Source organism: Variovorax sp. 350MFTsu5.1, assembly GCF_048302515.1.
Taxonomy (GTDB): domain Bacteria; phylum Pseudomonadota; class Gammaproteobacteria; order Burkholderiales; family Burkholderiaceae_C; genus Variovorax; species Variovorax guangxiensis.
In genome coordinates this window covers 3,785,337-3,807,402 of sequence record NZ_CP157620.1, presented here as the reverse complement: position 1 = coordinate 3,807,402, position 22,066 = coordinate 3,785,337, and the positions used below count along the sequence as shown (strand labels likewise).

Below are 22,066 nucleotides of genomic sequence, written 5' to 3'. Positions count from 1 at the left end.
CCGATCAATAGACTGGCCGCTCCAGTCACACATCCACGCTTCAACCAAGGAGTCCATCCATGTCCGCACGTACGCTCAAGAACAAGGTCGCCGTCATCGCCGGCGGCGGCAAGAACCTCGGCGCCCTCATCGGCCACCAGCTGGTCGACGGCGGCGCCCGGGGCATCGCCATCCACTACAACAGCGACGCCTCGCGCGCCGATGCGGAGAAGACCGCCGCCGAGCTCAAGGCGAAGGGCGCCGACACGCTGCTGGTGCAGGGCGACCTCTCGGTGGTCGAGAACTGCGTCGGCCTGTTCGACAAGGCGGTGAAGCACTTCGGCCAGGTCGACATCGCCATCAATACGGCCGGCGTGGTCATCAAGAAGCCGATCCTCGACGTCACCGAGGCCGATTACGACAAGAGCTTCGACGCCAACGCCAAGGCCGCCTTCTTCTTCATCCAGCAGGCCGGTCGCACGATGGCGGACGGCGGCAGCATCGTCACGCTGGTGAGCTCGCTGCTGGCGGCCTACACGCCGTTCTATGCGATCTATCCGGGCTCGAAGGCGGCCGTGGAGCACTACACGCGCGCCGCGTCGAAGGAGTTCGGCGAGCGCGGCATCTCGGTCAACGCCATCGGCCCCGGGCCCATGGACACGCCGTTCTTCTACGGCCAGGAGAGCAAGGAGGCCGTGGAGTACCACAGCAGCGCTGCCGCGCTCAGCAAGTTCTCGAAGAAGGGCCTGACCGACATCGAGGACATCGCGCCCATCGTGCGCTTCCTGGTCACCGAAGGCTGGTGGATCACCGGGCAGACGATCTTCGCGAACGGCGGCTACACCACGCGTTGATCGGGCAAGATGCCGCCAGGAGGAAAGACGACATGCACACGATCATGGTGATGGGCGGCGGCTTCGTGCTGCTGGTGGTGTTCCTGCTGGCCGGGCGCCTGCTGGGCGACGGCTCCCCGGCGGCGCTGGCCGTCGCGGCCAAGTGGTTCATTCCGGCGTGGTTCGTCGGCGCGGGCATCAACATGGCCGTGGGCGTGATCAAGGCCGGGTATTCGGTGGCCGAGGAGCTGCCGATCTTCCTGCTGATCTTCGCGGTGCCGGCCGTGGTGGCGGCGCTCGTATGGTGGAAGTTCGGGCGCTAGCCCGGCCCGAATAGCCCCGACCCGGCCGTGACATCGGGCCGGGGCACAATCCGCGGATGCTCATGTATCCGCATATCGACCCCATCGCCCTGCAAATCGGGCCGGTGGCCATCCACTGGTACGGCCTGACCTACCTGGCCGCGTTTGCGCTGTTCTACTTCCTCGGCACGCGCCGCCTCCGGCACGAGCCGTTCCGCAGGCTGGTGGATGCTGGCGTGTGGCAACGCCGGGACATCGAGGACATTCTTTTCCTCGGCGTGATGGGCGTCATCGTCGGCGGGCGGCTCGGCTACTGCCTCTTCTACAAGCCCGAGTTCTATCTCACGCACCCGCTCGAAATTCTGTACGTGTGGCAGGGCGGCATGAGCTTCCACGGCGGTCTGCTCGGCGTGATCGGCGCGATGGTGTGGTTCTCGCACTCGCGCAAGCGGCCGTTCTGGCAGGTGATGGACTTCGTCTCGCCCTGCGTGCCGACGGGCCTCGCGGCCGGCCGCGTGGGCAACTTCATCAATGGCGAGTTGTGGGGGCGCTTCAGCAGCCCCGATCTGCCCTGGGGCATGGTGTTCCCGCAGAGCGGGTCGATGCTGCCGCGCCATCCCTCGCAGGTCTACCAGTTCCTGCTGGAGGGGCTGCTGCTTTTCGTCGTGATGTGGCTCTACGCGCGCAAGGAGCGCAAGCAGGGTCAGGTGGCCTCGGTGTTCCTCATCGGCTACGGCGTGCTGCGCTTCGTGGCCGAGTATTTCCGCGAGCCCGACGACTTCCTCGGCCTGCGGGCGCTCGACCTGAGCCAGGGGCAGTGGCTGAGCATCCCGATGATCGTTGCGGGCATCGCGCTTTGGTTCTGGTTCGGCCGCACCGGTGGCAAAGCGGCCAGCGCCGCGCGGGCCTGAGCTTTCACAAAGGGGCCCTTCGGGCCCTTTGTCTTAAGGGTAACTACCCGCCGCACATTCGACGCGCGGCACTTGCGCCGGGCGGATGTCGGGCTCAGAATTACGCGTAATTACAGGAAATTATGCGGTCCTGATCCCATGCGCCTGGTTCCCAACTCCCTGCACGACGAGGTCGCCGCCACGCTGCGCGAGCAGATCTTCGACGGCTCCCTGGCCCCCGGCAGCTTCGTCGACGAAACGGCGCTGTGCGAGCGGCTCTCGATCTCCCGCACGCCGCTGCGCGAAGCGCTCAAGGTGCTCACCGCCGAAGGCCTGCTGCGGCATGAGCCGCGGCGCGGCTGCTTCGTCAACGAGGTGACCGAGCGCGATCTCGACGAGATCTTCCCCGTCATCGCGCTGCTCGAAGGCCGCTGCGCCTACGAGGCGGCCCGCAACGCCAGCGACGCCGAGCTGCAGGAACTCGACGCGCTGCACGAGCGCCTCGTGCGCCACGCCAGGGCCAAGCGCATCAACGACTACTACGCCACCAATCACATCATCCACGAGGCGATCATCAAGCTGGCCGACAACAAGTGGCTGGCGCAGGTGATCGGCGACCTGCGCAAGATCCTCAAGCTTGCCCGCCTGCAGCAGCTGCATGCGCCCGGGCGGCTCGACCAGAGCCTGTCGGAGCACCTGGCCGTGTTCGCGGCGCTGAAGGCGCGCGACAGCGAAGGCGCCGACGCCGCCATGCGCACGCACCTGACCCGCCAGCGCGAGGCGCTGCGCGAGGTCGCGCGCCAGCAGAAGTCCAGGGTGATGTCGTGACGATCCTTACGAGCATTGGAGTGCCCCGATGAGTGCGACCGAATGGTTCCAGGCGCGGCTGCGTTCTGGCGAGAAGTCCAAAGTGCCGGTAGCGCCCGAAGGCGCGGCGAAGAGCGCATCGAAGAACGCGCCCAAGCCCAGCGCCCGCCCGACCGCCGAGCGCCTGCAGGCCACGCTGCGCAAGGCCGACGAGGCCCTGTCGCCGCGTGCGCTGCGCCGCGTGCTGGCCGACCTGCAGGCGGTGATCGACCCGCGCGTGAGCGAGGTCGAGGGCGGCCGCCGCGCCCATGCCATTGCCGACGCCTACCGAGCCGCCACGCCCGACGAGCGCCGCGACTACTGGGCGCTCATGAGCGAGCATTTCGCCGCCGACGCGCAAAAGCTCAAGACCGCGCGCGACCAGCACCAGGCGGCCGTCGGTACGCCCGACGAGGGCCAGGCCGAACTGCGCCTGCGTCGCGCGCTGGTGTCGCCGCGCATGCGCCTGCTGCAGCGCTTCGCGGTGGAGCCCGAGGGCATGCGCTTTCTCGTGGACCTGCGCGCCGACCTGCTGCCTTGCCTGAAGGCCGACAAGCGCCTGCTCGCGCTCGACGCCGAGCTCGAACAGCTCTTCTCCACCTGGTTCGACGTCGCCTTCCTCGAACTGCGCCGCATCGACTGGGATTCGCCGGCCTCGCTGATCGAGAAGCTCATTCGCTACGAAGCGGTGCACGACATCAAGAGCTGGTCCGACGTGAAGAACCGGCTCGACGACAGCGACCGCCGCTGCTACGGCTTCTTCCATCCGCGCCTGCCCAACGAGCCGCTCATCTTCGTCGAGGTGGCGCTGGTCGACCGCATCAGCGCCGGCATCACGCCGCTGCTCGACGAAACCGCCGTGCCGGTGCCTGCCGCACGGGCCACCACCGCCATCTTCTATTCGATCAGCAACACGCAGAACGGCCTGCGCGGCGTGAGCTTCGGCGATTCGCTCATCAAGCGCGTTGTCGAGACGCTGCAGGACGAGCTTCCGCGCCTGAAGACCTTCGCCACGCTCTCGCCGATTCCGGGCTTTCGCACCTGGCTCGCGAAGAACGCCGGCGACCTGCTGCCGCGCCTGGACGAAAAGCGCGAGGCCGAACTGGGCCGCCTCGTCGGCTCGGTGCCGCCCACGGCGGAGCGCCTGCTCGCCGCGGCGGACGGCGCCGCGAGCCTCGACGCCAAGTCGCCGCTACGCCAGTGGCTGATGCAGGCGGCCGCCGAGTACCTTGGCCGCGCGCTGGTCGACGGCACGCCGGCCGATCCGGTGGCGCGCTTCCACCTGGGCAACGGCGCGCGCGTCGAGCGCCTGAACTGGGCGGGCGATCCGTCGGCCAAGGGACAGAAGCAGTCCTACGGACTCATGGTCAACTACCTCTATGACCTCAAGCGCCTGGACAAGCACCGCACCTGGCTGGCCGAGGGCAAGGTGGCCGTATCGGGAGACGTCGAAAGCCTGTATTTCAAAAAAGGCTGAAGTCCGCAAAAGAGAAAGTCGAAGCAGAGCAAGGAGCCGGTGCACCCAAGGCCGGCAGCCGCACGGGGCGGCAAGATCCACAACGACACACAGGAGATGAGACAAATGAACCCAAGCTTTCAGCGCCGCGACGTACTGCGCGTGGCCGCCGCCGGTGCGGCCGTACTGTGCGGCGCCGCGCGGGCCCAGCAGGGCTGGCCGACGAAGCCCGTGACGATGATCGTGCCGTTCCCGGCCGGCGGCGGCACTGATGCCTTCGCTCGGCCGCTGTCGGGGCAGTTCTCGCGCGTGGCGGGCCAGACGCTGGTCATCGACAACCGCGGCGGGGCAGGGGGCACGCTGGGCGCGAGCATCGCCGCCAAGGCGCCGGCCGATGGCTACACGCTCTTCATGGGCGCGGTGCACCATGCGATCGCACCGTCCATCTATCCGAAGCTCGACTACGACATCGAGAAAGACTTCGTGCCGCTGATGCTGCTGGCCAACGTGCCGCAGGTGGTGGTCATCAACCCGAAGCGGGTGCAGGCCAACACCATCCAGGAATTCATCGCGCTGGTGAAGCGCAACCCCGGCAAGTTCAACTACGGCTCGGCCGGCTCGGGCACCTCGCACCACCTGGCGGGCGAGCTCTTCAAGATCCAGACCGGCACTTTCATCACCCACATTCCGTACCGCGGCGCGGGCCCGGCGCTGTCGGACCTGATCTCGGGCAACGTCGACCTGATGTTCGACGGCCTGGGTTCCTCGGCGCAGCACATCAAGAGCGGCCGCATCAAGGCGCTGATGGTGGCCGGCACCAAGCGCAACCCGGCCTTCCCCGACGTGCCCTGCGCCGCCGAGGTGGGCCTGCCCGAGTACACCGTGACCACCTGGTACGGCCTGTGGGCGCCCAAGGGCACGCCGGCCGACACGCAGACGCGCGCCATCGACGACATGAAGAAGTCGCTGGCCACCGACGACCTCAAGGGCATCTGGGCCCAGAACGGTTCCGAGATCCCGAACCTCACCACCACTGCCTACGGCAGCTTCGTCAATGCCGAGATCAAGCGCTGGGCCGCGGTGGTGAAGGCCTCGGGCGCCAAGCTCGAATGACCGCTGGAAGCGCCATCTCCCTGCGCCACGACGGCGCCATCGCGATCGTCACGCTGTCGAACGCGGGGCGCCTCAACGCCATGACGCGCGCCATGTGGCGTGAACTGCGTGCGGTGTTCGACGGCCTGCGCAGCGATGGCGACAGCGCCCTGCGCTGCGTGATCGTGCGCGGCGAGGGCGGCGCCTTCTGCGCGGGCGGCGACATTTCCGAGTACCCGTCGTTCCGCTTCAGCGAGCCCAGCCTGCGCGAGTTCCACGAGAACGAGGTCTGGGCTGCGCTGCAGGCGATGCTCGATTGCCCGCTGCCGCTGGTCGCGCAAATCGAGGGCGCCTGCATGGGCGCGGGCATCGAGATCGCGAGCTGCTGCGACATCCGCCTGGCCGGCGCCTCCGCGAGGTTCGGCGCGCCCATCGCCAAGCTCGGTTTCCCGATGGCGCCGCGCGAAGCCGCGCTGGTGCATGGCGCCATCGGCGACGTGCTCGCGCGCGACATGCTGCTGGCCGCCGGCGTGCATGGCGCGCAGCGCCTGTACGACGCGGGCTTCCTGCTGCAGGTGCTGCCCGACAACGAAGTGACGCTCGCCGCCCAGTCGCACGCCGCGCGCATCGCAGCACTCTCCCCGCAGGCCGCGCGCCTGCACAAGGCCACCTTCGCCGTGCTGCGTGCCGGCGCTCCCTCGGCCCACGGCCTGCTGGCCACCGCCTACGATTACGCCGACTCCGTGGAGCACCGCGAGGGCATCGCCGCCTTCCTTGCCAAGCGCACCCCGAATTTCTGAAGCCAAGCCAAGCAATCGTCCGAATGAAGAAGTCCGCCAACGCCAACCTGTTCGCCGCCCTGCGCGCGGCCTTTCCCGCCGACCTCGACGCCATCGCCGTCGAAACCGACAGCGGCCTGTTCTATTCCTGGCGCGACCTCGAACGCGCCAGCGCCATGATCGCCAACCTGCTCGACGCCCTCGGGCTGGAGAAGGGCGCGCGCATCGCGGTGCAAGTCGAGAAGTCGGTCGAGGCCATGCTGCTGTATCTCGCCACGCTGCGCGCGGGCTATGTGTTCCTGCCGCTGAACACCGCCTACCAGAGCGCCGAGATCGAATACTTCATCGGCAACGCCGAGCCGGCCGTGGTGGTGTGCACCAGCCGCAACGCGTCGTGGGTCGCGCCCATCGCCACCGCGGCGGGCACGAAGCACGTCTTCACGCTGGACGACGACCGAACCGGCTCGCTGCTCGACGTGGCCGCCCGGTGCAGCGACCAGCACGTGCCGGCGCAGCGCAAGGCCGACGACATGGCCGCCATCCTCTACACCAGCGGCACCACCGGCCGCAGCAAGGGCGCGATGCTCACGCACGGCAACCTGCTGTCGAACGCCGAGGTGCTGAAGGACTACTGGGGCTGGACCGAGGGCGACGTGCTGATCCACGCGCTGCCCATCTTCCACGTGCACGGCCTGTTCGTCGCGCTGCACGGCGCGCTGCTCAATGGCAGCAAGATCCTGTGGTTCGCCAAGTTCGACCCGAAGCGCGTCGCGCAGAAGCTGCCCGAGGCGACCGTGTTCATGGGCGTGCCCACGCTGTACGTGCGCCTCCTGGCCGAGCCGGGCCTCACGCGCGAGGCGGTGCGCAACATGCGCCTGTTCGTCGCGGGCTCGGCGCCGCTGCTCATCGAGACCTTCGACGAATGGCGCGAGCGCACCGGGCACACCATTCTTGAGCGCTACGGCATGAGCGAGACGGTCATGCTCACCTCCAACCCCTACCGGCCCGAGCAGGGCGAGCGCCGCGGCGGCACCGTCGGCTTCGCGCTGCCGGGCGTGCAGCTGCGCGTGCGCGACGACAACGGCCGCGACTGCACCACCGACGAGATCGGCAACATCGAGGTCAGCGGCCCCAACGTGTTCGCGGGCTACTGGCGCATGCCCGAGAAGACGAAGGAGGAGTTCACCGCCGACGGCTTCTTCAAGACAGGCGACGTGGGCAAGATCGACGGCCGCGGCTACATCACCATCGTCGGGCGCAGCAAGGACCTGATCATCAGCGGCGGCTACAACGTGTACCCCGCCGAGATCGAGGGCTACATCAACGAGATGGCCGGCGTGGCCGAGAGCGCCGTGGTCGGCGTGCCGCACCCCGACTTCGGCGAGGTGGGCGTGGCCATCGTCATTCCCAAGGCGGGCGCCGCGCTCGATGGCGACGCCATCGTGGCGGAGCTCAAGTCGAAGCTCGCCAACTTCAAGATTCCCAAGCGCTGCTTCGTGGTGCCCGAGCTGCCGCGCAACGCCATGGGCAAGGTGCAGAAGGCGCTGCTGCGTACGGAGCACAAGGGCCTCTTCGCGGCCTGAGTTCTTTCAGTCAGAGGGCGCGAGTCCGTTCATCAGCCCGCTGCCCGCGTGGCAGTTGACGTACTCGTAGCTCTGCTCGTCGGCCTTGAGCACCGACACCTCGTGATACACGCGCAGCTGCAGCTGGAAGTTCAGCGCCTGCACATAGCGCATGAAGCTGCCGAAGATCGCGACGTGCGTGGGGTGCGACTCGGCCCAGCGTTCCATGTCGGCCAGCGAGCGCCAGTAGCTCAGCCCGAACGACTTCTGCAGCGGCGCGCCCTGCGCGTCGAGGTGGCGCATGTAGCGGTTGCTGTAGCAGCCGATGCCCAGCCCCTGGTCGCGCAGGAAGTCCATGCCCTCGCGCAGCACCGGTTCCATGTCCTGCAGGTAGAGCGTGCGCTCCTGGCCGGTGGTGTCGGTCCATTCCTGGCCGGAGCGGATCATCGCGACGTTCTCGTGGCCCGCGATGCGCACGCGCTGCCCCGGCGCCGGCACGCCTGCGATCACCGCGCGCGAGCCCGAAGGCGCCATCGCGTCGGTCTGCGACAGCGGAATGCGGTCGCGCATCGAACCCCAGTACCCGTGCTCCTGCAGCTCGCCGCTGACCCCGCCCATCACCACGCCGACGCCTTCGAAGCGGTCGGGCGTGTTGAACATGGTCTCGAAGTGCTCGACGCGGGGCGAGGCGATCTCGCGGAAGTAGCCGAGGCCTTCCGTGAGCCGTTCGTCGGAGCGCCACCAGGCGTCGACAGCGGGCGTCGCGCACCAGCGGGCGTAGGCGGCGGGGTCGTTCCAGTAGGCGATGGCGATCATGTTGTCGAAGCCTTGCGCGTCGACGTAGTGCGTGAGGTCGTGATGGCCGGGGCCGTCGGGCAGGGCGAAGTCGCGCGCGATCTTCATCAGCGCGGCACAGGCGCGGCCCTGCATTTCGGCGCCGCGCGACTGCACGCCGAAGTAGCCCATCACGACCTGCCTCACCGCGACCGGTGCGCGGGCCGACCACACGGGGTAGGGCGGCACGTAGTCGTCTTCCACGCGGCGGTGGCGCGTGCGGGGGCACTTCAGGTGCTCGTCGATGGCGGATTCCATGGTGCGCCTCCGTTGCTTCAGGCCGCGACCGGCTCTGGCGTGCTGACTTCAGGCTCCGGCGACGTCGCCTGCTGCACCACGACCGGTTCGCGGCGCGTCTTGTTGAGCAGCAGCTGCGTGACATCGGGCCGCGAGTAGTGGCCGCTCGGGTCGGCTGCGGCCTTGGCGAGCGAGATCATGCCGAGGTCGATGTCGGCGACGACCAGGCCTTCCTCGTCTTCCGCCAGCGGCGTGCCCAGCGGCGAGCCGTCGGGTGCGTAGATGCGCGCGTAGCCACCGCCGGTGCGCAGCATCTGCTGCTTGCCGGCGTCGGTGCACATCAGCTCGCTCATGGCCTTCGACACGGTGGCACAGGGCGCGATCACGAAGCACTGGCCCTCGGCCGCGTAGACCTGGCTCGCGGCGTTGTTGACCTCGGGCCCCAGCGCGTAGGCCGCGCCGCGGTAGAGAGAGAAGCTCGGCCATGCGCCGCAGTGGATCTGCTCGTTCTGCGAGTACATCGCGTACTTGCTCAGCGGCTGCAGGTGCTCCCAGCACGAGAGTGAGCCGATGTTGCCCAGCGGCGTGCGGATCACGGCGAGGTCGGAGCCGTCGCCTTCGCCGAACACCGTGCGCTCGACGTGCGTGGGCTTGAGCTTGCGCCGCGTCTGCACCGTCTCGCCCTGGTCGTCGATGAGCGCCTGCGCGATGTAGAGGCTGCCCGCGGCCTTCTCGCTGTAGCCCAGCGAGACCCAGATTCCGAGTGTGCGCGCCGCCTGCGCGACGCGCTCGAATTCGGCCGAGCCGACGACCAGCGAGTTGTCGTGGTACCGCTGCACGAACTGCATGCCCCAGGCCGGCGAATCGAGCCAGATCCACCACGGGTAGCCGGGCACCCAGGTCTCGGGAAAGGCGATGAGCTTCACCCCCTGTTTCGCGGCCTGCGTCATGAGGTCGATGGTCTTGTCGATGGTGCCGTCGAGGTCGAGGAACACGGGGGCGGCCTGCACTGCGGCAACGCGCAGCTTGGGGTGGACGGTGGTCGGCATGAAGGTTCTCCAGATGCAATGAAAGTGACGGGGTGTGAACGGCTCGGTCCGCAGTCACCGGGTTTGCGCTGTGGCATGCGGGTTGCTTGAAGCGTAGATTCGCGCCGCTGGAACGCCTTGACCCGGTTTGGCGGCGTTCTTGTTCCAGCGTTGCATCCGCTCGTTGCCCAGGCTTTCCGAGGAATCCGATGACCCAGCTGCTCAGCACCGATGCCGTTTCGCGCAACCAGCGGCTCGCCTACTGGACCGACATGATCTGCAATGTCTACGTGCAGCTCGGTTGCGACCCGGTGCGCGAGGGCGATCCGGGCGATTTCGAGGGAAGCATCCGCCAGCACACGTTGCCCGGGCTCGACGTGTCGGTCGTCACCTCGAGCCCGCAGAAGGTGATGCGCACGCCGGGGCACATCTCGCATTCCAGCGACGACTACTTCCTCGTGAGCATCCAGGCGCGCGGCCAGGGCGTGGTGCGGCAGGACGGCCGCGACGCGGTGCTGTCGGCCGGCGATTTCGCGCTGTACGACAGCACGCGGCCCTACCAGCTGCTGTTCGACGAATCATTCGAGCAGATCGTGCTCAAGCTGCCCGGCGAACGCCTGCGCAGCGAGTTGCGCGACACCGAGGCGCTGACGGCCACCACCGTGTCGGGGCGCGAAGGCGCGGGACACCTGCTGCTGGGCATGATCCGCACCCTGCGCGAGGACATCGACACGCTGCAGCCGGCCTCGGCCCTCGCGGTGGCCAACGGCGTGCAGAACATCCTGGTGGCGGGGCTGCAGACGCTGCCGGCGGCGAGCGCGCCTTCGCTGAGCAATCTGGCGGCTTACCACCTCGCGCGCGTGAAGCGGCGCATCGACGAGCAGTTGGCCGATCCGTCACTCTCGGTGAGCACGCTGGCGACCGGGCTGGGCGTCTCGGTGAGCCACATCCATCGCGTGTTCAAGAGTGAGCCGCTCACGCCCTCGCAGTACATCTGGGAGCGCAGGCTGCAGGCATGCAGCCGCGACCTGCTGGAGCCGCGCCTGGCGGGCCGTCCCGTGGCCGATATCGCCTACGGCAGGGGATTCAATGACGCGGCGCACTTCAGCCGCGCGTTCAGGGAGCGATTCGGCTGCTCGCCACGCGAGTGGCGGCAGCAGCGCATGCAGTAACGGATCGAAGGATCGGCTTACTGAACCAGCAGCACGGTGGTGTTCGTCTCGGCGATCACCTTGGTGGCGACAGAGCCCATCAGCGCGCGGCCGAGGATGCCGTGGCCGTGCGTGCCCAGCACGATCAGCCCCGCCTGTGCGGCGGCGGCCGACTTGAGAATCTCCTCGGCGATGTGGCCGTGGCGCGCATCGACCGTGTAGTTGGCGATGCCCTGTGCCGCGAGCTGCGCCTTCACGGGGTCGATCACCTTGGCGCTTTCCTCGGCGTAGTAGTCGGAGACGATCTCCTTGCTGAGGTGGCGCGTGACGTGGCCCGAGATGCCGGTGCACACGTGCACGATGACCAGTTCGTGGCCGTCCACGAACATCGCGCGGTTGGCAACCAGATAAGCCAGCGCCTTTTGCGTGTAGGCGCTGCCGTCGACTGCGATGAGGATTTTCATGGCCCCGTTATACGGCGCGTGCCGCGCGGGCGGCAACGAGTCGCACCTCTCGCGCAAGGGCCTTGCGCCCGAAGGGAATCAGCCGTGCAGGCCCTTCCAGAGCATGTAGGCGGCCAGCATGTAGAGGATGCTCGCGAACACGCGCTTGAGCTTCTTCACCGGCAGGCTGTGCGCCGCCTTCGCGCCCAGCGGCGCGGTCAGCACGCTGCACAGGGCGATCACCGCCAGCGCGGGCAGCCAGATGTAGCCGAAGGAGCCGGCCGGCAGGCCCTGCACCGACTGTCCGCTCACTGCATAGCCCAGCACGTTCGCCACCGCGATCGGAAAGCCCAGCGCCGCGCTGGTGGCCACCGCGTTGTGGATGGAGATGTTGCACCACGTCATGAACGGCACGCTGATGAAGCCGCCGCCGGCACCCACCAGCCCCGAGATGAAGCCGATGGCGCCGCCCGCCGCGAGCTGGCCGCCCGTGCCTGGCATCTGCCGCGAAGCCGCGGGCTTCTTGTCGAGGAACATCTGCGTGGCCGAGAAGCCCACGAAGAGCGCGAAGAAGATCGCCAGCGCCGTTCCCTTGAGCAGCGAGAACACGCCCAGGCTGCCCACCAGGCTGCCGATGACGATGCCGGGCGCGAGCCGGCGCACGATGTCCCAGCGCACCGCGCCGCGCTTGTGGTGCGCGCGCACGCTCGACACCGAGGTGAAGATGATGGTCGCCATCGAGGTCGCGATGGCCATCTTCACCGAGAGATCGGCCGGCGCGCCGCGGTGGCCCATGATGATCGTGATGAACGGCACCATCAGCATGCCGCCGCCGATGCCCAGCAGGCCTGCGAGGAAACCGGTGCCGAGCCCGAGGGCGGCGAGTTCGGCGATGAGGATGGGGTCGAGCAGGCTGGAGACGTTCACGGAAATTCTGTATCGCAAAAAGCAACGGCCCCGAGCAGTTTGTGCAGGGGGCCGTGGCGGAATTAGGTGTCTGCAAGTGGGCGCCGGACTCGCATCCTGAACCGGGGTTCAGGTGGGCGAGGGCAGCAGGACTTCGGGTTCATCTGACGCGAGATGATCACACCCGTCGAGCGATTTACCAAGCCCGGCTCCGTAGAGCATTGGAACAAGGACATATAAAGCCCAACGCGCACCGCAGACAGTTCGGATTTTACCGCTGCAGCCCTGCCGGCGGAACCCGCTCAGAGCAAATGTCCATCGCCCGCCAGGGCCTGATCGAGTCTTTGAATGAGCTGGGCAGCCTTCGGGTCGGTCTCTGTGGTATCGGCTGGCGCGGCAGCAGGCGCGGGTGCCGCGGTGGCGGCGGCCTGCTGCGCGGCGAGGTCGAATGCCAGGTTCAGCGATGCCAGCACCGCGATGCGGTCGCGGGCCTTGACTTTTCCCGCGTCGCGGATCTTGCACATGGCGGCATCCACGCGGTCGACGGCTTCGCGCAGCTGCGCCTCGCCGCCGTCGGGACAGCCGAGCAGATAGCTCTGTCCCATGATCTGTACTTCAATCTGCTTCATGCGGGGGAATCTTCGGAAGGTGGTTCAGCCGGCAGCCGTTCGAGCAGGGCATCGAGGCGCGTGCGGGCCGCGACGAGCCGCGACTTCAGGGCGTCGCGTTCGCGCGTGAGCGCATCGACCTGTTCCTGCAGCAGCGCGTTGGTGCGCTGCACCTCTTCGTGACGCACGAGCAGTCGTTCGACGCGCTCGGCGATCTGGTCGATGGGGCTGGAGGCGGGCATGGTTGGCGATTGTAGTTTCCCGGGGAGGCGGTCCCGCCGAGGCCGGACGCGGCGCCCGGCGTGCCCGGGATTCTGCGGCTTTGGCGCTCGCCGATCAAACCCCTGAGCCGGTGGTCAGGCTTCGCTCAGCCGCACGTAGGTGGCCAGCAGCGCGCTCTTGGCGACCACGCCCAGCAGCACCGGGTTGGCGGCGCTCTCTATCAGCGGCAGCCGCTCGCCCAGGTGGTCGAGGAAACGCTGCAGCGCCTCGCCCAGCCCGGTGTCGGCGGTGATCGGCAGGATCGCCTGCGAGAGCAGGGCGCCGGCCGTCGTCTCCTGCGGCGCCGTGCCGAGCGACGAGAGCGGCACCACGCCGAGATAGCGGTTGTCCGCGTCCACCACGTACAGGTACTTCACGGGGTACTGCAGGAAGAGCCTGCTCATCGCCTCGCGGTCCGCCAGCGGGCCGACCACCGTTTCCGCCGGCTGCACCAGGTCGCGCATGTGCAGGCCTCGCAGGCGCATCTGGTCGTCGCGCTGCGCATTGCGATGCAGCGTGATCTCGTACATCGAGCCCGCGTTGGCCGAGCGCGCCACGAAATACGCGATGACGCTCGCGGCCATCAGCGGCAGCATGACCTGGTAGCTCAGCGTCATCTCGAAGATCATCAATATCGCCATCAGCGGCGCCTGCGTGGCGCCCGCCAGGAACGCGCCCATGCCGACGATGGCGTAGGCGAAAGGCGCCGAGCTCGCCGCTGGCCACAGCGCCTGCACGCCCTGGCCGACGAGCGCGCCGATCATGCAGCCGAAGAAGAGCGCGGGCGTGAACACGCCGCCCACCGCGCCCGAGCCCGCCGTTGCCATGGTGGCGACCGCCTTGGCGAGCAGCACCGTCGCGATCAGTGTCCATGCCCACGGCGTGTGCAGCACCGAATTGACCACGCTGTAGCCGTTACCCCAGACCTCCGGCATCGGCACCGACACCGCGCCCATGACGAGCCCGCCCAGCGCCAGCCGCCACGGCAGCGCGAGCGGCAGCCGCGAGAACAGCGCCCGGCTGCCCTGCAGCGCACGCAGGAAGCCCACCGCCGCGAAGCCCAGCAGCACGCCGAGCACGCAGAACAGCACGACCTCGGTGCCGTGGATCTCCGGGAACGGCGGCATCCTGTAAGGCGGCTGGTAGCCCGGAAGCGCCCGCATCGCGACGTTGGCGACCACCGAGGCGATGATGATCGGCCCCACGCTCTCCATCGCGATGGAGCCCAGCACGATCTCCGCGACGAAGAAGGCGCCCGCGATGGGCGCGTTGTAGGCTGCAGTGAGGCCGGCCGCCGCGCCGCAGGCCACCAGCAGCCGCAGCCGTTCGGCCGGGAAGCGGAACACCCGTCCCAGCAGCGAGGAAGCCAGCGCCGCCAGTTGCACCATCGAGCCCTCGCGCCCGATCGAGCCGCCGGTGCCGATGCTCACCAGCGACGACGCGCTGCGCGCCAGCGTCTGCGCCACCGGGATGCGCCCGTCGCCGAGGACGATGGCTTCCATGTAGTCCGACGTGGCGCTGCGCGAAGCCACGCGCCTGGCCAGCACCAGCAGCAGCCCCGCCACCAGACCGCCGAGCGTGGGGCAGGCGATGCGTGCCCACCATGGCAGTTGCCTGGCCATTGCCACGAGCCCTTCGCCAGGTCCCAGCACCAGGTGCTCGAAGGCCAGCAGCGCCGCGCGGAAGAATTCGGTCGCCAGCGTCCCCAGCAGCCCCGCCACGATGGACCACAGCAGCATCGACTGCCAGCCCGACACACCGAAGAGACGCTGCAGCGCCGAACGCAGATTCAGGAAGACCGAGGCGGGCTGCATCATGGCCGTCGATGTTAGCGGTGCCGCAACTTTCGACTTAAGCCCCGTTGGCCAGCGCATAAAATCACCGCCGTTGGTGCTCGCGCCGTGGTTCGCACGGCGCAGTTCAACGGGAAGCAGGAGTGAACGCCCCGGTTCTTGCCGGAACAAGGCCGAAGCCGCCTGCGCTGCCCCCGCAACGGTCAAGCAGACGGTGCCGCAAGGCGCCAACCCCTTTCCATCGAAGCCACTGGATGCCCTGAAACAGGCGTCTGGGAAGGCGGCAAGGAGTCGCTCTGCCAGCCCGGATACCGGCCAACAAGGCGGCTGCCGCATGCGTCGAAGATGAATGACGAACGCATGCGCGGCCATTGCGCCCAGGCGCCGGCGGGGAGGCCGGCCAGGGGTATTGACGTTCGTTCGCTTGATCCATGATTTCCCGTGTTTGCTCTTTCCGCGGCCGCGCTCCTGCGCGCCGCTTCCGCCACGCCTGCCTGCCGCTGGCGCTGGTTTCCGCCTTCGGCGGGCTGGCCCATGCGCAGGAGGCTTCCACCCTGCGCGAGACGGTGGTCACCGCCAACCGCACCCCGCAGGCGTTGTCGGAGCTCGTGGGAGACGTCTCCATCGTCGACAGCAACGCCATCGAGCGCAGCGGCGCGACCGGCGTGGCCGACCTGCTCTCGCGAGTGCCCGGCATCGAGATCTCGCGCTCGGGCGGCGTGGGCAACACCACCAGCCTCTTCATCCGCGGCGCCGAGACGCGCTTCACAGCCGTGTATCTCGATGGTGTGCGCATCGACTCGCAATCGACCGGCGGCGCCGGCTGGGAAGGCATTCCGCTGTCGCAGATCGACCGCATCGAGGTGCTGCGCGGCCCGGCCGCCGCGGTCTACGGCTCCGACGCCGTGGGCGGCGTGATCCAGCTCTTCACCAGGCGAGGAGAAGAGGGCGTGTCGCCCTACGCCGGCATCGGCTTCGGCAGCAAGGGGCTGCGCAGGATCGAAGGCGGCGTGAGCGGCAAGTCGGGCCTCTTCGACTATTCCTTCGGCGTGGCGCATGAAGAGAGCAAGGGCTACAACGTGCAGCCCGTGAGCAAGCGCAACGTGACCAAGGACGGCTTCACCAGCCCCGACCGCGACGGCTACAACAGCACCTCGGGCAACGTGAAGCTGGGCTTCCAGATCACGCCCGACCAGCGCATCGAGGCCACGATGCTTTCCAGCGACGTCAAGGCCGGCTACGACGCCACGGTGTCCTACAGGACCAGGCTGCCGTTCCTGTTCGCCAACGACATCTCGAGCAACACGCTGCAGACCGCCGGCCTGAGCTGGTCGGCAAAGTGGAACGACGTCTACAGCACCCGCTTGCAGGTGACCGACTCGCAGCAGGTCTACAAGACGCAGCCTTCGTTCTACCGCACCGAAACCCGGCTGCGCGGCTACCTGTTCCAGAACGAATTCCGCTTCGGACCGCACCTCGTCACCGCCACGCTCGAGCGCCGCGAAGACGCCCTGGAGAACGCTCCCACAACCACCTCGAAGCTGCTCTCGCGCGACCGCTCGCAGGACGCCGTCTCGCTGGGCTACGGCTTCGTGAAGGGCCCGCACTCGCTGCAGCTGCACGTGCGCCACGACAAGGACAGCGAATTCGGCGGCAAGACCACCGGCAGCGCGGCCTACGGCTACGCCATCACGCCGACGCTGCGCTTCACGGCGTCGGCAGGCACCGCCTTCCGCGTGCCCACGCTGTACCAGCGCTTCAGCGAATACGGCCTGGCCACGCTCAAGCCCGAATCGAGCCGCAACCTCGAGCTGGGCCTGCAGTACACCGAGGGCGCGACGCAGATGGGCATCGTGGCGTATGCCAACCGCGTGCAGAACCTGATCGTGTTCGACGGCTCGGCCAAGGGCTGCGCATCGTCCTTCGGCTGCTACGCCAGCACCGCCCGCGCGCGCTACCAGGGCGTCACGCTCTCGGGCAGCCACCGCATCGGCGACGTCACGCTGCGCGGCTCCTTCGACTTCCAGGACCCGCGCGACCTCGCCACCCACAACCTGTTGGCGCGCCGCGCTCAGCGCCACGCCACCCTGGGCGCCGACTGGCGCATCGCGGGCTGGACGCTGGGCGCCGAGGTGCAGACTTCCAGCCGCCGCTACGACGACGCCGCCAACAGCGTGAAGCTCGGCGGCTACACCGTGCTGAACCTGTCGGCCACCACGCAGATCACGCGCGACATCAACCTCGTCGCGCGCGTCGACAATGTGGGCAACAAGGACTACCAGTTCGCACGGCTGTACGCCAATGCCGGCCGTACCGCCTACGTCGGTCTCAAGTGGACGCCTCACTAAGCAGCCAAGCATCCCAGCCGGGCGGCACCGCCGGTGCCGCGGCGGCCACCTGCGCCGCCGTGCTGGTGGCCGCCGCGGCCTCAGGGCAGGGCAAGACCACGGTCGCTGCCGCGCTGGCCCGGCTGCATGCGCGCCAGGGCAGGCGCGTGCGCGCCTTCAAGTGCGGGCCCGACTTCCTCGACCCGCACTGGCTGGCGCTGGCCACCGGCGCGCCGGTGCATTCGCTGGACCTCTGGATGACCGGCGAAGCCGACTGCCGCGCGCGCCTGCACGCGGCAGCGGCCGAATGTGACCTGCTGGTCGTCGAAGGCGTGATGGGCCTCTTCGACGGCACGCCCAGCGCCGCCGACCTGGCGCAGCGCTTCGGCCTGCCGGTGCTGGCGGTGATCGACGCGCACGCCATGGCCGGCACCTTCGGGGCGCTGGCCTACGGGCTGCAGAACTTCCGCGACGGCCTGCCGTGGGCCGGCGTGCTGGCGAACCGCGTGGCGAGCGAACGGCACGGCGCCATGCTTCAGCAAGCGTTGCGCAACCCTTCGCAATGGCTCGGTGCCTTGCCGCGCGATTCCCGTTTCGCGCTGCCCGAGCGTCATCTGGGCCTCGTGGCCGCCACCGAACTCGGCGATGCGATGGCGCGGCTCGACGCGGCCGCCGACGTGCTGGCCGACACACCGCTGGGCCGCACGCCCGCCGGCGACCTGCCACAGGTGCGCTTCGAGGCCCCCGCATCCGAGGAGGCACAAGCCACGCCGCCTCTGCTGGCCGGCCGCACCATCGCCATCGCGCGCGACGCCGCCTTCTCGTTCATCTACCCCGCGAACCTCGACGTGCTCACGGCACTGGGCGCGAAGCTGAGCTTCTTCTCGCCGCTCGCGGGCGACGCCTTGCCGGCCTGCGATGCCGTCTGGCTGCCCGGCGGCTATCCGGAGCTGCACGCGCAGGCGCTGTCGGCTTGCACGGCGATGCGTGAATCGCTTGCCGCGCATGCCGCAGCGGGCAAGCCGGTCTGGGCCGAGTGCGGCGGAATGATGGCGCTGTTCGACGAGCTGGCCTTGCAGGACGGTGAGCAAGTCCACCGCCTCTGGGGCCTGCTGCCCGGCCGCGTGACCATGCAGAAGCGGCTCGCGGGCCTCGGGCCGCAGCAGCTCTCGCTGGGCAGCCATGTGCTGCGCGGCCACACCTTCCACTATTCGAGCTGCGAAACGCCGCTGGAGCCGGTCGCCCGCACCGCCCGGCCCGGCGCCCCGCAGGCCGTGGGCGCGCCCGCCGGCGAAGCGCTGTACGTGCACGGCCCGGTGCGCGCGAGCTACTTCCATGCGTGGTTCGCGTCCAGTCCGCAAGCCACTGCCCGCCTTTTCGGCGCCATGTCCATCGAGTTGGAGAGCCATGCCGCATTCGACCAAGCCTGAAGCCGTGGTGCACGAGTTCATCCTGGGTGGCCAGAAGAGCGGCAAGTCGCGCCGCGCCGAGCAGCGCGCCATCGACTGGCTCGCATCCGGCTCCCGGCCCCGCCGCGCCGTGCTGATCGCCACCGCCCAAGCCTATGACGACGAGATGCAGGAGCGCATCGTGCGCCATCAGGCCGACCGCGCCGAGCGTGTGCCCGGCATGCGCACCATCGAGGAGCCGATCGAGCTCGCGCGCGCCATCGTCACGCAGAGCACGCCCGAGACGCTGGTGGTCGTCGACTGCCTCACGATGTGGCTCACAAACCTGCTGATGCCGATGCCCAGCGAAGACGCCCGCCCTGTGACGCGCACCCCCGCGGCGCACATCGCGATGCTGCTGGTCGCGCTGCGCGATGCGCCGGGTCCGGTGGTGCTGGTCGGCAACGAGATCGGGTGGGGCGTGATCCCGATGGGCCGCGAGACGCGCGCCTTCGTCGACGCGCTCGGCCGGCTCAACCAGGACGTGGCCGCCGCCTGCGGGCGCGTCACGCTGATGGCGGCCGGATTGCCGCTGAGTCTGAAGGCGCCTGCTGCATGAAGAAGATCCGCATCTCGCTGGCTTCGCTCGGCCTCGCTCTTTTCGCGCTGGCCGCGCATGCGCTCGACGTGGTCGACGAGCGCGGCGTTTCCGTCAACCTGCCGCAGCCGCCGCAGCGCATCGTCTCGCTGCTGCCATCGCTCACCGAGTCGGTCTGCGCGCTCGGCGCCTGCGACCGGCTGGTGGGCGTGGACCGGTACTCCAATTCGCCCGAGCAGGTGAAGGCGCTGCCACAGCTTGGCGGCGGCATCGATCCGAACGTGGAGGCCATCGTCGCGCTCAAGCCCGACGCGGTGCTGCTGGCCAAGTCCTCGCGCGTCACGCAGCGGCTGGAGGCGCTGGGTATGAAGGTGCTGGTGCTCGAACCCAAGAGCCACGCCGACGTGCGCCGCGTGCTCGACAAGCTCGACCAGGTGCTGGGCACGCACGAGGCGCCGAAAGTCTGGCGCGTGATCGACGCCAGCGTGTCGGCCGCCGCGCAGTCGGTGCCCGCAGGGGCGAAAGGCATGCGCGTGTATTTCGAGGTCAACAGCGCGCCGTACGCGGCGGGCGAGTCGTCCTTCATCGGCGAGACGCTTTCGCGGCTCGGCGTGAAGAACATCGTGCCGGCCTCGCTCGGCCCGTTCCCCAAGCTCAACCCCGAGTACGTGGTGCGCGCGAATCCCGACCTCATCATGGTCAGTGTGCGCAGCGCGCAGGGGCTGGAACAGCGGCCCGGCTGGGCCGGCATCCGCGCGGTGCGCGAGGGCCGCGTCTGCCGATTCAGTGCCGAACAGTCCGACGTGCTGGTGCGCCCCGGCCCGCGCATGGACGAGGCCGCGCGGCTGATGGCGCAGTGCATCACCGACAAGGGCGGCAAGCGATGAACGCGGCGGCCGTCAGGCATACCGCCCATCTGCGTCGCGTACTGCTGCTCGGCGTCGGCCTGCTGGTGCTGGGCACGGGGCTGATGCTGCTGGGCCTGGGCATCGGCAGCACAGGCTTCGAGAGCCTGTTCGCCGCGCGCCACGACCCGGTGGCGCTGCAGATCGTGTGGGACATCCGCCTGCCGCGCACGCTCGGCGCCTGGCTGGCCGGCGCGTTGCTGGGACTGGCGGGCGCGGTGGCGCAGGGGCTTTTTCGCAATCCGCTGGCCGATCCGTACCTGCTCGGCAGCGCCTCGGGCGCCTCGCTCGGCGTGGCGGTGGCGCTGCTGATGTTCGGCGGCTCGGCGGCGAGCACGCAGTGGGTGATGCGGCTCGGGCTCACCGGTGCGGCCTTCCTGGGCGCGGTGCTGGCTGTGATGCTCACGCTGATGCTGGCGCGCGGCGTGCAGCAGACGCTGCGGCTGCTGCTGGCCGGCGTGATCGTGGGCGTGGTGCTTGGCGCGGCCAAAGACCTCATCACCATCGCCTCGGCGGACATCCTCCAGGCCATACAGGGTTTCATCCTCGGCAGCACCGGCCTCGTCGGCTGGAGCGCCTGCGCGGTGATGGCCATGGTCGGCGCGGCCTGCCTGCTCGCGGGCTGGGCGCTGGCGCCGGTGCTCGACGGACTCGCGCTCGGCGAGGCCACCGCGCGCAGCCTGGGCCTGCCGCTGGGCGCGATGCGCGCGGCGCTGGTCGTGGTGCTGGCGCTGGCCACCGGCGCGGCCGTGGCGCAGACCGGGCTGATCGCCTTCGTCGGACTCGCGGCGCCGCACCTGGTGCGCTCGGCCGTCAAGACCACGCATGCGCGGCTGATCGTGCTGTCGGCGCTGATGGGCGGCCTGCTGCTGATGGCGGCCGACCTGCTGGCGCGCTGGCTGATTGCGCCGCAGGAGCTGCCCGTGGGCGTGCTCACGGCCGTGCTGGGCGGCAGCTACCTGCTGTGGCTGATGCACAGGCGCAGCGCGCGGAGCGGCGTGGCATGAGCCGCAACGACGCTCCCGCCGCGCTCGAGGCGCGCCAGCTGAGCGCCACGCTCGGTTCCACCGAGGTGCTGCACGGCATCGACCTGAAGCTGCGGGCGGCGCGCTGGACCAGCATCGTCGGCCCGAACGGCGCGGGCAAGTCGACGCTGCTGAAGGCGCTGGCGGGGCTGCTTGCGCATCGCGGCGAGGTGCGCCTGTTCGGCGAGGCGCAGGACAAGGTGCCCGCCCGCGTTCGCGCCCGCCGCCTTTCGTGGCTGGGCCAGAGCGGCACGGGTGAAGGCAGCGCCGACGACCTGATGGTCTACGACGTCGCCATGCTCGGCCGCCTGCCTCACCAGCGCTGGCTCGCTACGCCCGGCGTCGCCGACCGCGAGGCTGTCGAACGCGCACTGCGCAGCACCCAGGCCTGGGACTGGCGCGACCGCCCGCTGGGCCAGCTTTCCGGCGGCGAACGCCAGCGCGTGCTGCTGGCGCGCGCGCTCGCCGTCGAAGCCGAGGCGCTGCTGATGGACGAGCCGCTGGCCAACCTCGACCCGCCCCACCAGGCCGACTGGATGCAGATCGTGCGCACCCTCGTCGCAGAAGGCCGCACGGTGGTCAGCGTGCTGCACGAACTGCCGATGGCCCTGGCCGCCGACGAAATGGTGGTGATGAACCAGGGTCGCGTCGTGCACCACGGCACCTGCGACGACCCGGCCACCCATGCCGCGCTGGAGCAGGTCTTCGACCACCGCATCCGCGTGCACCGCGTGGCTGAGCAGTGGATTGCGTTACCCAGATGAAATCGAAATGCGGGATCGGACAGCCGAACGCAGAGGGCGCGAAGGATTCGCAGAGGTCG

22 protein-coding genes and 1 riboswitch are annotated in these 22,066 nt (G+C 69.1%); of the genes, 15 read left to right on the top strand and 7 right to left on the bottom strand.

Translation table 11 applies throughout. The features are described from left to right. Positions 1-59 precede the first annotated feature (59 nt). The 8 genes from ABL843_RS17290 (at position 60) to ABL843_RS17255 (ending at position 7,760) form a co-directional block, all read left to right on the top strand. Positions 60-833 (top strand): SDR family oxidoreductase, encoded by a 774-nt coding sequence (locus ABL843_RS17290; RefSeq protein WP_418116647.1) that lies wholly within the window; start codon positions 60-62, stop codon positions 831-833. A 32-nt stretch (positions 834-865) separates the two neighbouring features. Continuing rightward, the gene (locus tag ABL843_RS17285; protein ID WP_126023939.1) at positions 866-1,135 is read left to right on the top strand and encodes a hypothetical protein; all 270 of its coding nucleotides are present in this window, start codon (positions 866-868) and stop codon (positions 1,133-1,135) included. Positions 1,136-1,191: 56 nt separating this feature from the next. Then, positions 1,192-2,025 (top strand): prolipoprotein diacylglyceryl transferase, encoded by an 834-nt coding sequence (lgt, locus tag ABL843_RS17280; RefSeq protein ID WP_126023940.1) that lies wholly within the window; start codon positions 1,192-1,194, stop codon positions 2,023-2,025. Positions 2,026-2,163: 138 nt separating this feature from the next. Beyond that, positions 2,164-2,832: a GntR family transcriptional regulator gene (locus ABL843_RS17275; protein WP_184637460.1), complete on the top strand. Its 669-nt coding sequence runs from the start codon at positions 2,164-2,166 to the stop codon at positions 2,830-2,832. Positions 2,833-2,860: 28 nt separating this feature from the next. Beyond that, entirely contained in the window at positions 2,861-4,327 is a 1,467-nt protein-coding gene (locus ABL843_RS17270; RefSeq protein ID WP_418116646.1) for a malonyl-CoA decarboxylase, read from the top strand. Positions 4,328-4,432: 105 nt separating this feature from the next. After that, on the top strand, positions 4,433-5,419 hold the full coding sequence (locus ABL843_RS17265) for a Bug family tripartite tricarboxylate transporter substrate binding protein (protein ID WP_126023943.1): 987 nt from the start codon (positions 4,433-4,435) through the stop codon (positions 5,417-5,419). Further along, positions 5,416-6,198: an enoyl-CoA hydratase/isomerase family protein gene (locus ABL843_RS17260; RefSeq protein WP_418116644.1), complete on the top strand. Its 783-nt coding sequence runs from the start codon at positions 5,416-5,418 to the stop codon at positions 6,196-6,198. Before ABL843_RS17265 ends, ABL843_RS17260 begins: the two co-directional genes overlap by 4 nt. Positions 6,199-6,221: 23 nt before the next feature. Continuing rightward, positions 6,222-7,760: a malonate--CoA ligase gene (locus ABL843_RS17255; RefSeq protein WP_418116643.1), complete on the top strand. Its 1,539-nt coding sequence runs from the start codon at positions 6,222-6,224 to the stop codon at positions 7,758-7,760. A 6-nt stretch (positions 7,761-7,766) separates the two neighbouring features. On the opposite strand, the gene ABL843_RS17250 is transcribed toward ABL843_RS17255, so the two are convergent. Then, positions 7,767-8,831 (bottom strand): phenylacetaldoxime dehydratase family protein, encoded by a 1,065-nt coding sequence (locus ABL843_RS17250; protein WP_418116642.1) that lies wholly within the window; start codon positions 8,829-8,831, stop codon positions 7,767-7,769. A gap of 17 nt (positions 8,832-8,848) precedes the next feature. Next, positions 8,849-9,859, bottom strand: a complete 1,011-nt coding sequence (locus ABL843_RS17245; protein WP_418116641.1) for a carbon-nitrogen hydrolase family protein — start codon at positions 9,857-9,859, stop codon at positions 8,849-8,851. A gap of 188 nt (positions 9,860-10,047) precedes the next feature. Here ABL843_RS17245 and ABL843_RS17240 point away from each other — a divergent pair, with 188 nt between their 5' ends. Further along, positions 10,048-11,010, top strand: coding sequence for a helix-turn-helix domain-containing protein (locus tag ABL843_RS17240; RefSeq protein ID WP_418116640.1), 963 nt, complete (start codon positions 10,048-10,050; stop codon positions 11,008-11,010). A 17-nt stretch (positions 11,011-11,027) separates the two neighbouring features. Here ABL843_RS17240 and ABL843_RS17235 read toward each other — a convergent pair whose 3' ends face one another. From ABL843_RS17235 to ABL843_RS17215, 5 genes are all read right to left on the bottom strand, one after another. Beyond that, entirely contained in the window at positions 11,028-11,453 is a 426-nt protein-coding gene (locus tag ABL843_RS17235; RefSeq protein ID WP_126023949.1) for a universal stress protein, read from the bottom strand. Between the two features lie 78 nt (positions 11,454-11,531). Then, on the bottom strand, positions 11,532-12,359 hold the full coding sequence (locus ABL843_RS17230; RefSeq protein ID WP_126023950.1) for a sulfite exporter TauE/SafE family protein: 828 nt from the start codon (positions 12,357-12,359) through the stop codon (positions 11,532-11,534). A gap of 281 nt (positions 12,360-12,640) precedes the next feature. Next, a complete protein-coding gene (locus ABL843_RS17225) occupies positions 12,641-12,967 on the bottom strand; it encodes a cell division protein ZapA (RefSeq protein WP_418116639.1) in 327 nt (108 codons plus the stop codon). After that, positions 12,964-13,188, bottom strand: a complete 225-nt coding sequence (locus ABL843_RS17220) for a hypothetical protein (protein ID WP_019652365.1) — start codon at positions 13,186-13,188, stop codon at positions 12,964-12,966. The genes ABL843_RS17225 and ABL843_RS17220 overlap by 4 nt, the downstream gene beginning before the upstream one ends. Positions 13,189-13,302: 114 nt before the next feature. Further along, positions 13,303-15,024 carry a ClcB-like voltage-gated chloride channel protein gene (locus ABL843_RS17215; protein ID WP_418116637.1) on the bottom strand — a complete coding sequence of 574 codons (1,722 nt, stop codon included), beginning with the start codon at positions 15,022-15,024 and terminating at the stop codon, positions 13,303-13,305. A gap of 54 nt (positions 15,025-15,078) precedes the next feature. Continuing rightward, a riboswitch (cobalamin riboswitch) is annotated at positions 15,079-15,335 on the top strand. 96 nt (positions 15,336-15,431) lie between these two features. Between ABL843_RS17215 and ABL843_RS17210 the strand changes: the two genes are divergently transcribed. From ABL843_RS17210 to ABL843_RS17185, 6 genes are read left to right on the top strand one after another with little or no spacing between them, the layout of a single operon-like run. Further along, positions 15,432-17,348: a TonB-dependent receptor domain-containing protein gene (locus ABL843_RS17210; RefSeq protein ID WP_418116636.1), complete on the top strand. Its 1,917-nt coding sequence runs from the start codon at positions 15,432-15,434 to the stop codon at positions 17,346-17,348. Beyond that, positions 17,333-18,757 carry a cobyrinate a,c-diamide synthase gene (locus tag ABL843_RS17205; RefSeq protein ID WP_418116635.1) on the top strand — a complete coding sequence of 475 codons (1,425 nt, stop codon included), beginning with the start codon at positions 17,333-17,335 and terminating at the stop codon, positions 18,755-18,757. Before ABL843_RS17210 ends, ABL843_RS17205 begins: the two co-directional genes overlap by 16 nt. Beyond that, positions 18,735-19,334: a bifunctional adenosylcobinamide kinase/adenosylcobinamide-phosphate guanylyltransferase gene (locus ABL843_RS17200; RefSeq protein WP_418116634.1), complete on the top strand. Its 600-nt coding sequence runs from the start codon at positions 18,735-18,737 to the stop codon at positions 19,332-19,334. The genes ABL843_RS17205 and ABL843_RS17200 overlap by 23 nt, the downstream gene beginning before the upstream one ends. Continuing rightward, on the top strand, positions 19,331-20,200 hold the full coding sequence (locus ABL843_RS17195) for an ABC transporter substrate-binding protein (protein ID WP_418116633.1): 870 nt from the start codon (positions 19,331-19,333) through the stop codon (positions 20,198-20,200). Before ABL843_RS17200 ends, ABL843_RS17195 begins: the two co-directional genes overlap by 4 nt. Next, positions 20,197-21,225: a FecCD family ABC transporter permease gene (locus ABL843_RS17190; RefSeq protein ID WP_418116632.1), complete on the top strand. Its 1,029-nt coding sequence runs from the start codon at positions 20,197-20,199 to the stop codon at positions 21,223-21,225. The genes ABL843_RS17195 and ABL843_RS17190 overlap by 4 nt, the downstream gene beginning before the upstream one ends. Next, the gene (locus tag ABL843_RS17185) at positions 21,222-22,007 is read left to right on the top strand and encodes an ABC transporter ATP-binding protein (RefSeq protein WP_418116631.1); all 786 of its coding nucleotides are present in this window, start codon (positions 21,222-21,224) and stop codon (positions 22,005-22,007) included. Before ABL843_RS17190 ends, ABL843_RS17185 begins: the two co-directional genes overlap by 4 nt. Positions 22,008-22,066: the final 59 nt, after the last annotated feature.

Coding starts and splice junctions, on each gene's coding strand:
- ABL843_RS17270 (WP_418116646.1), top strand. CDS start 2,861: ATGAGTGCGACCGAATGGTTCCAGGCGCGGCTGCGTTCTGGCGAGAAG.
- ABL843_RS17290 (WP_418116647.1), top strand. CDS start 60: ATGTCCGCACGTACGCTCAAGAACAAGGTCGCCGTCATCGCCGGCGGC.
- ABL843_RS17260 (WP_418116644.1), top strand. CDS start 5,416: ATGACCGCTGGAAGCGCCATCTCCCTGCGCCACGACGGCGCCATCGCG.
- ABL843_RS17220 (WP_019652365.1), bottom strand. CDS start 13,188: ATGCCCGCCTCCAGCCCCATCGACCAGATCGCCGAGCGCGTCGAACGA.
- ABL843_RS17285 (WP_126023939.1), top strand. CDS start 866: ATGCACACGATCATGGTGATGGGCGGCGGCTTCGTGCTGCTGGTGGTG.
- ABL843_RS17190 (WP_418116632.1), top strand. CDS start 20,197: ATGAACGCGGCGGCCGTCAGGCATACCGCCCATCTGCGTCGCGTACTG.
- ABL843_RS17235 (WP_126023949.1), bottom strand. CDS start 11,453: ATGAAAATCCTCATCGCAGTCGACGGCAGCGCCTACACGCAAAAGGCG.
- ABL843_RS17225 (WP_418116639.1), bottom strand. CDS start 12,967: ATGAAGCAGATTGAAGTACAGATCATGGGACAGAGCTATCTGCTCGGC.
- ABL843_RS17195 (WP_418116633.1), top strand. CDS start 19,331: ATGAAGAAGATCCGCATCTCGCTGGCTTCGCTCGGCCTCGCTCTTTTC.
- ABL843_RS17265 (WP_126023943.1), top strand. CDS start 4,433: ATGAACCCAAGCTTTCAGCGCCGCGACGTACTGCGCGTGGCCGCCGCC.
- ABL843_RS17215 (WP_418116637.1), bottom strand. CDS start 15,024: ATGATGCAGCCCGCCTCGGTCTTCCTGAATCTGCGTTCGGCGCTGCAG.
- ABL843_RS17255 (WP_418116643.1), top strand. CDS start 6,222: ATGAAGAAGTCCGCCAACGCCAACCTGTTCGCCGCCCTGCGCGCGGCC.
- ABL843_RS17200 (WP_418116634.1), top strand. CDS start 18,735: ATGCCGCATTCGACCAAGCCTGAAGCCGTGGTGCACGAGTTCATCCTG.
- lgt (WP_126023940.1), top strand. CDS start 1,192: ATGCTCATGTATCCGCATATCGACCCCATCGCCCTGCAAATCGGGCCG.
- ABL843_RS17250 (WP_418116642.1), bottom strand. CDS start 8,831: ATGGAATCCGCCATCGACGAGCACCTGAAGTGCCCCCGCACGCGCCAC.
- ABL843_RS17240 (WP_418116640.1), top strand. CDS start 10,048: ATGACCCAGCTGCTCAGCACCGATGCCGTTTCGCGCAACCAGCGGCTC.
- ABL843_RS17245 (WP_418116641.1), bottom strand. CDS start 9,859: ATGCCGACCACCGTCCACCCCAAGCTGCGCGTTGCCGCAGTGCAGGCC.
- ABL843_RS17210 (WP_418116636.1), top strand. CDS start 15,432: ATGATTTCCCGTGTTTGCTCTTTCCGCGGCCGCGCTCCTGCGCGCCGC.
- ABL843_RS17185 (WP_418116631.1), top strand. CDS start 21,222: ATGAGCCGCAACGACGCTCCCGCCGCGCTCGAGGCGCGCCAGCTGAGC.
- ABL843_RS17275 (WP_184637460.1), top strand. CDS start 2,164: ATGCGCCTGGTTCCCAACTCCCTGCACGACGAGGTCGCCGCCACGCTG.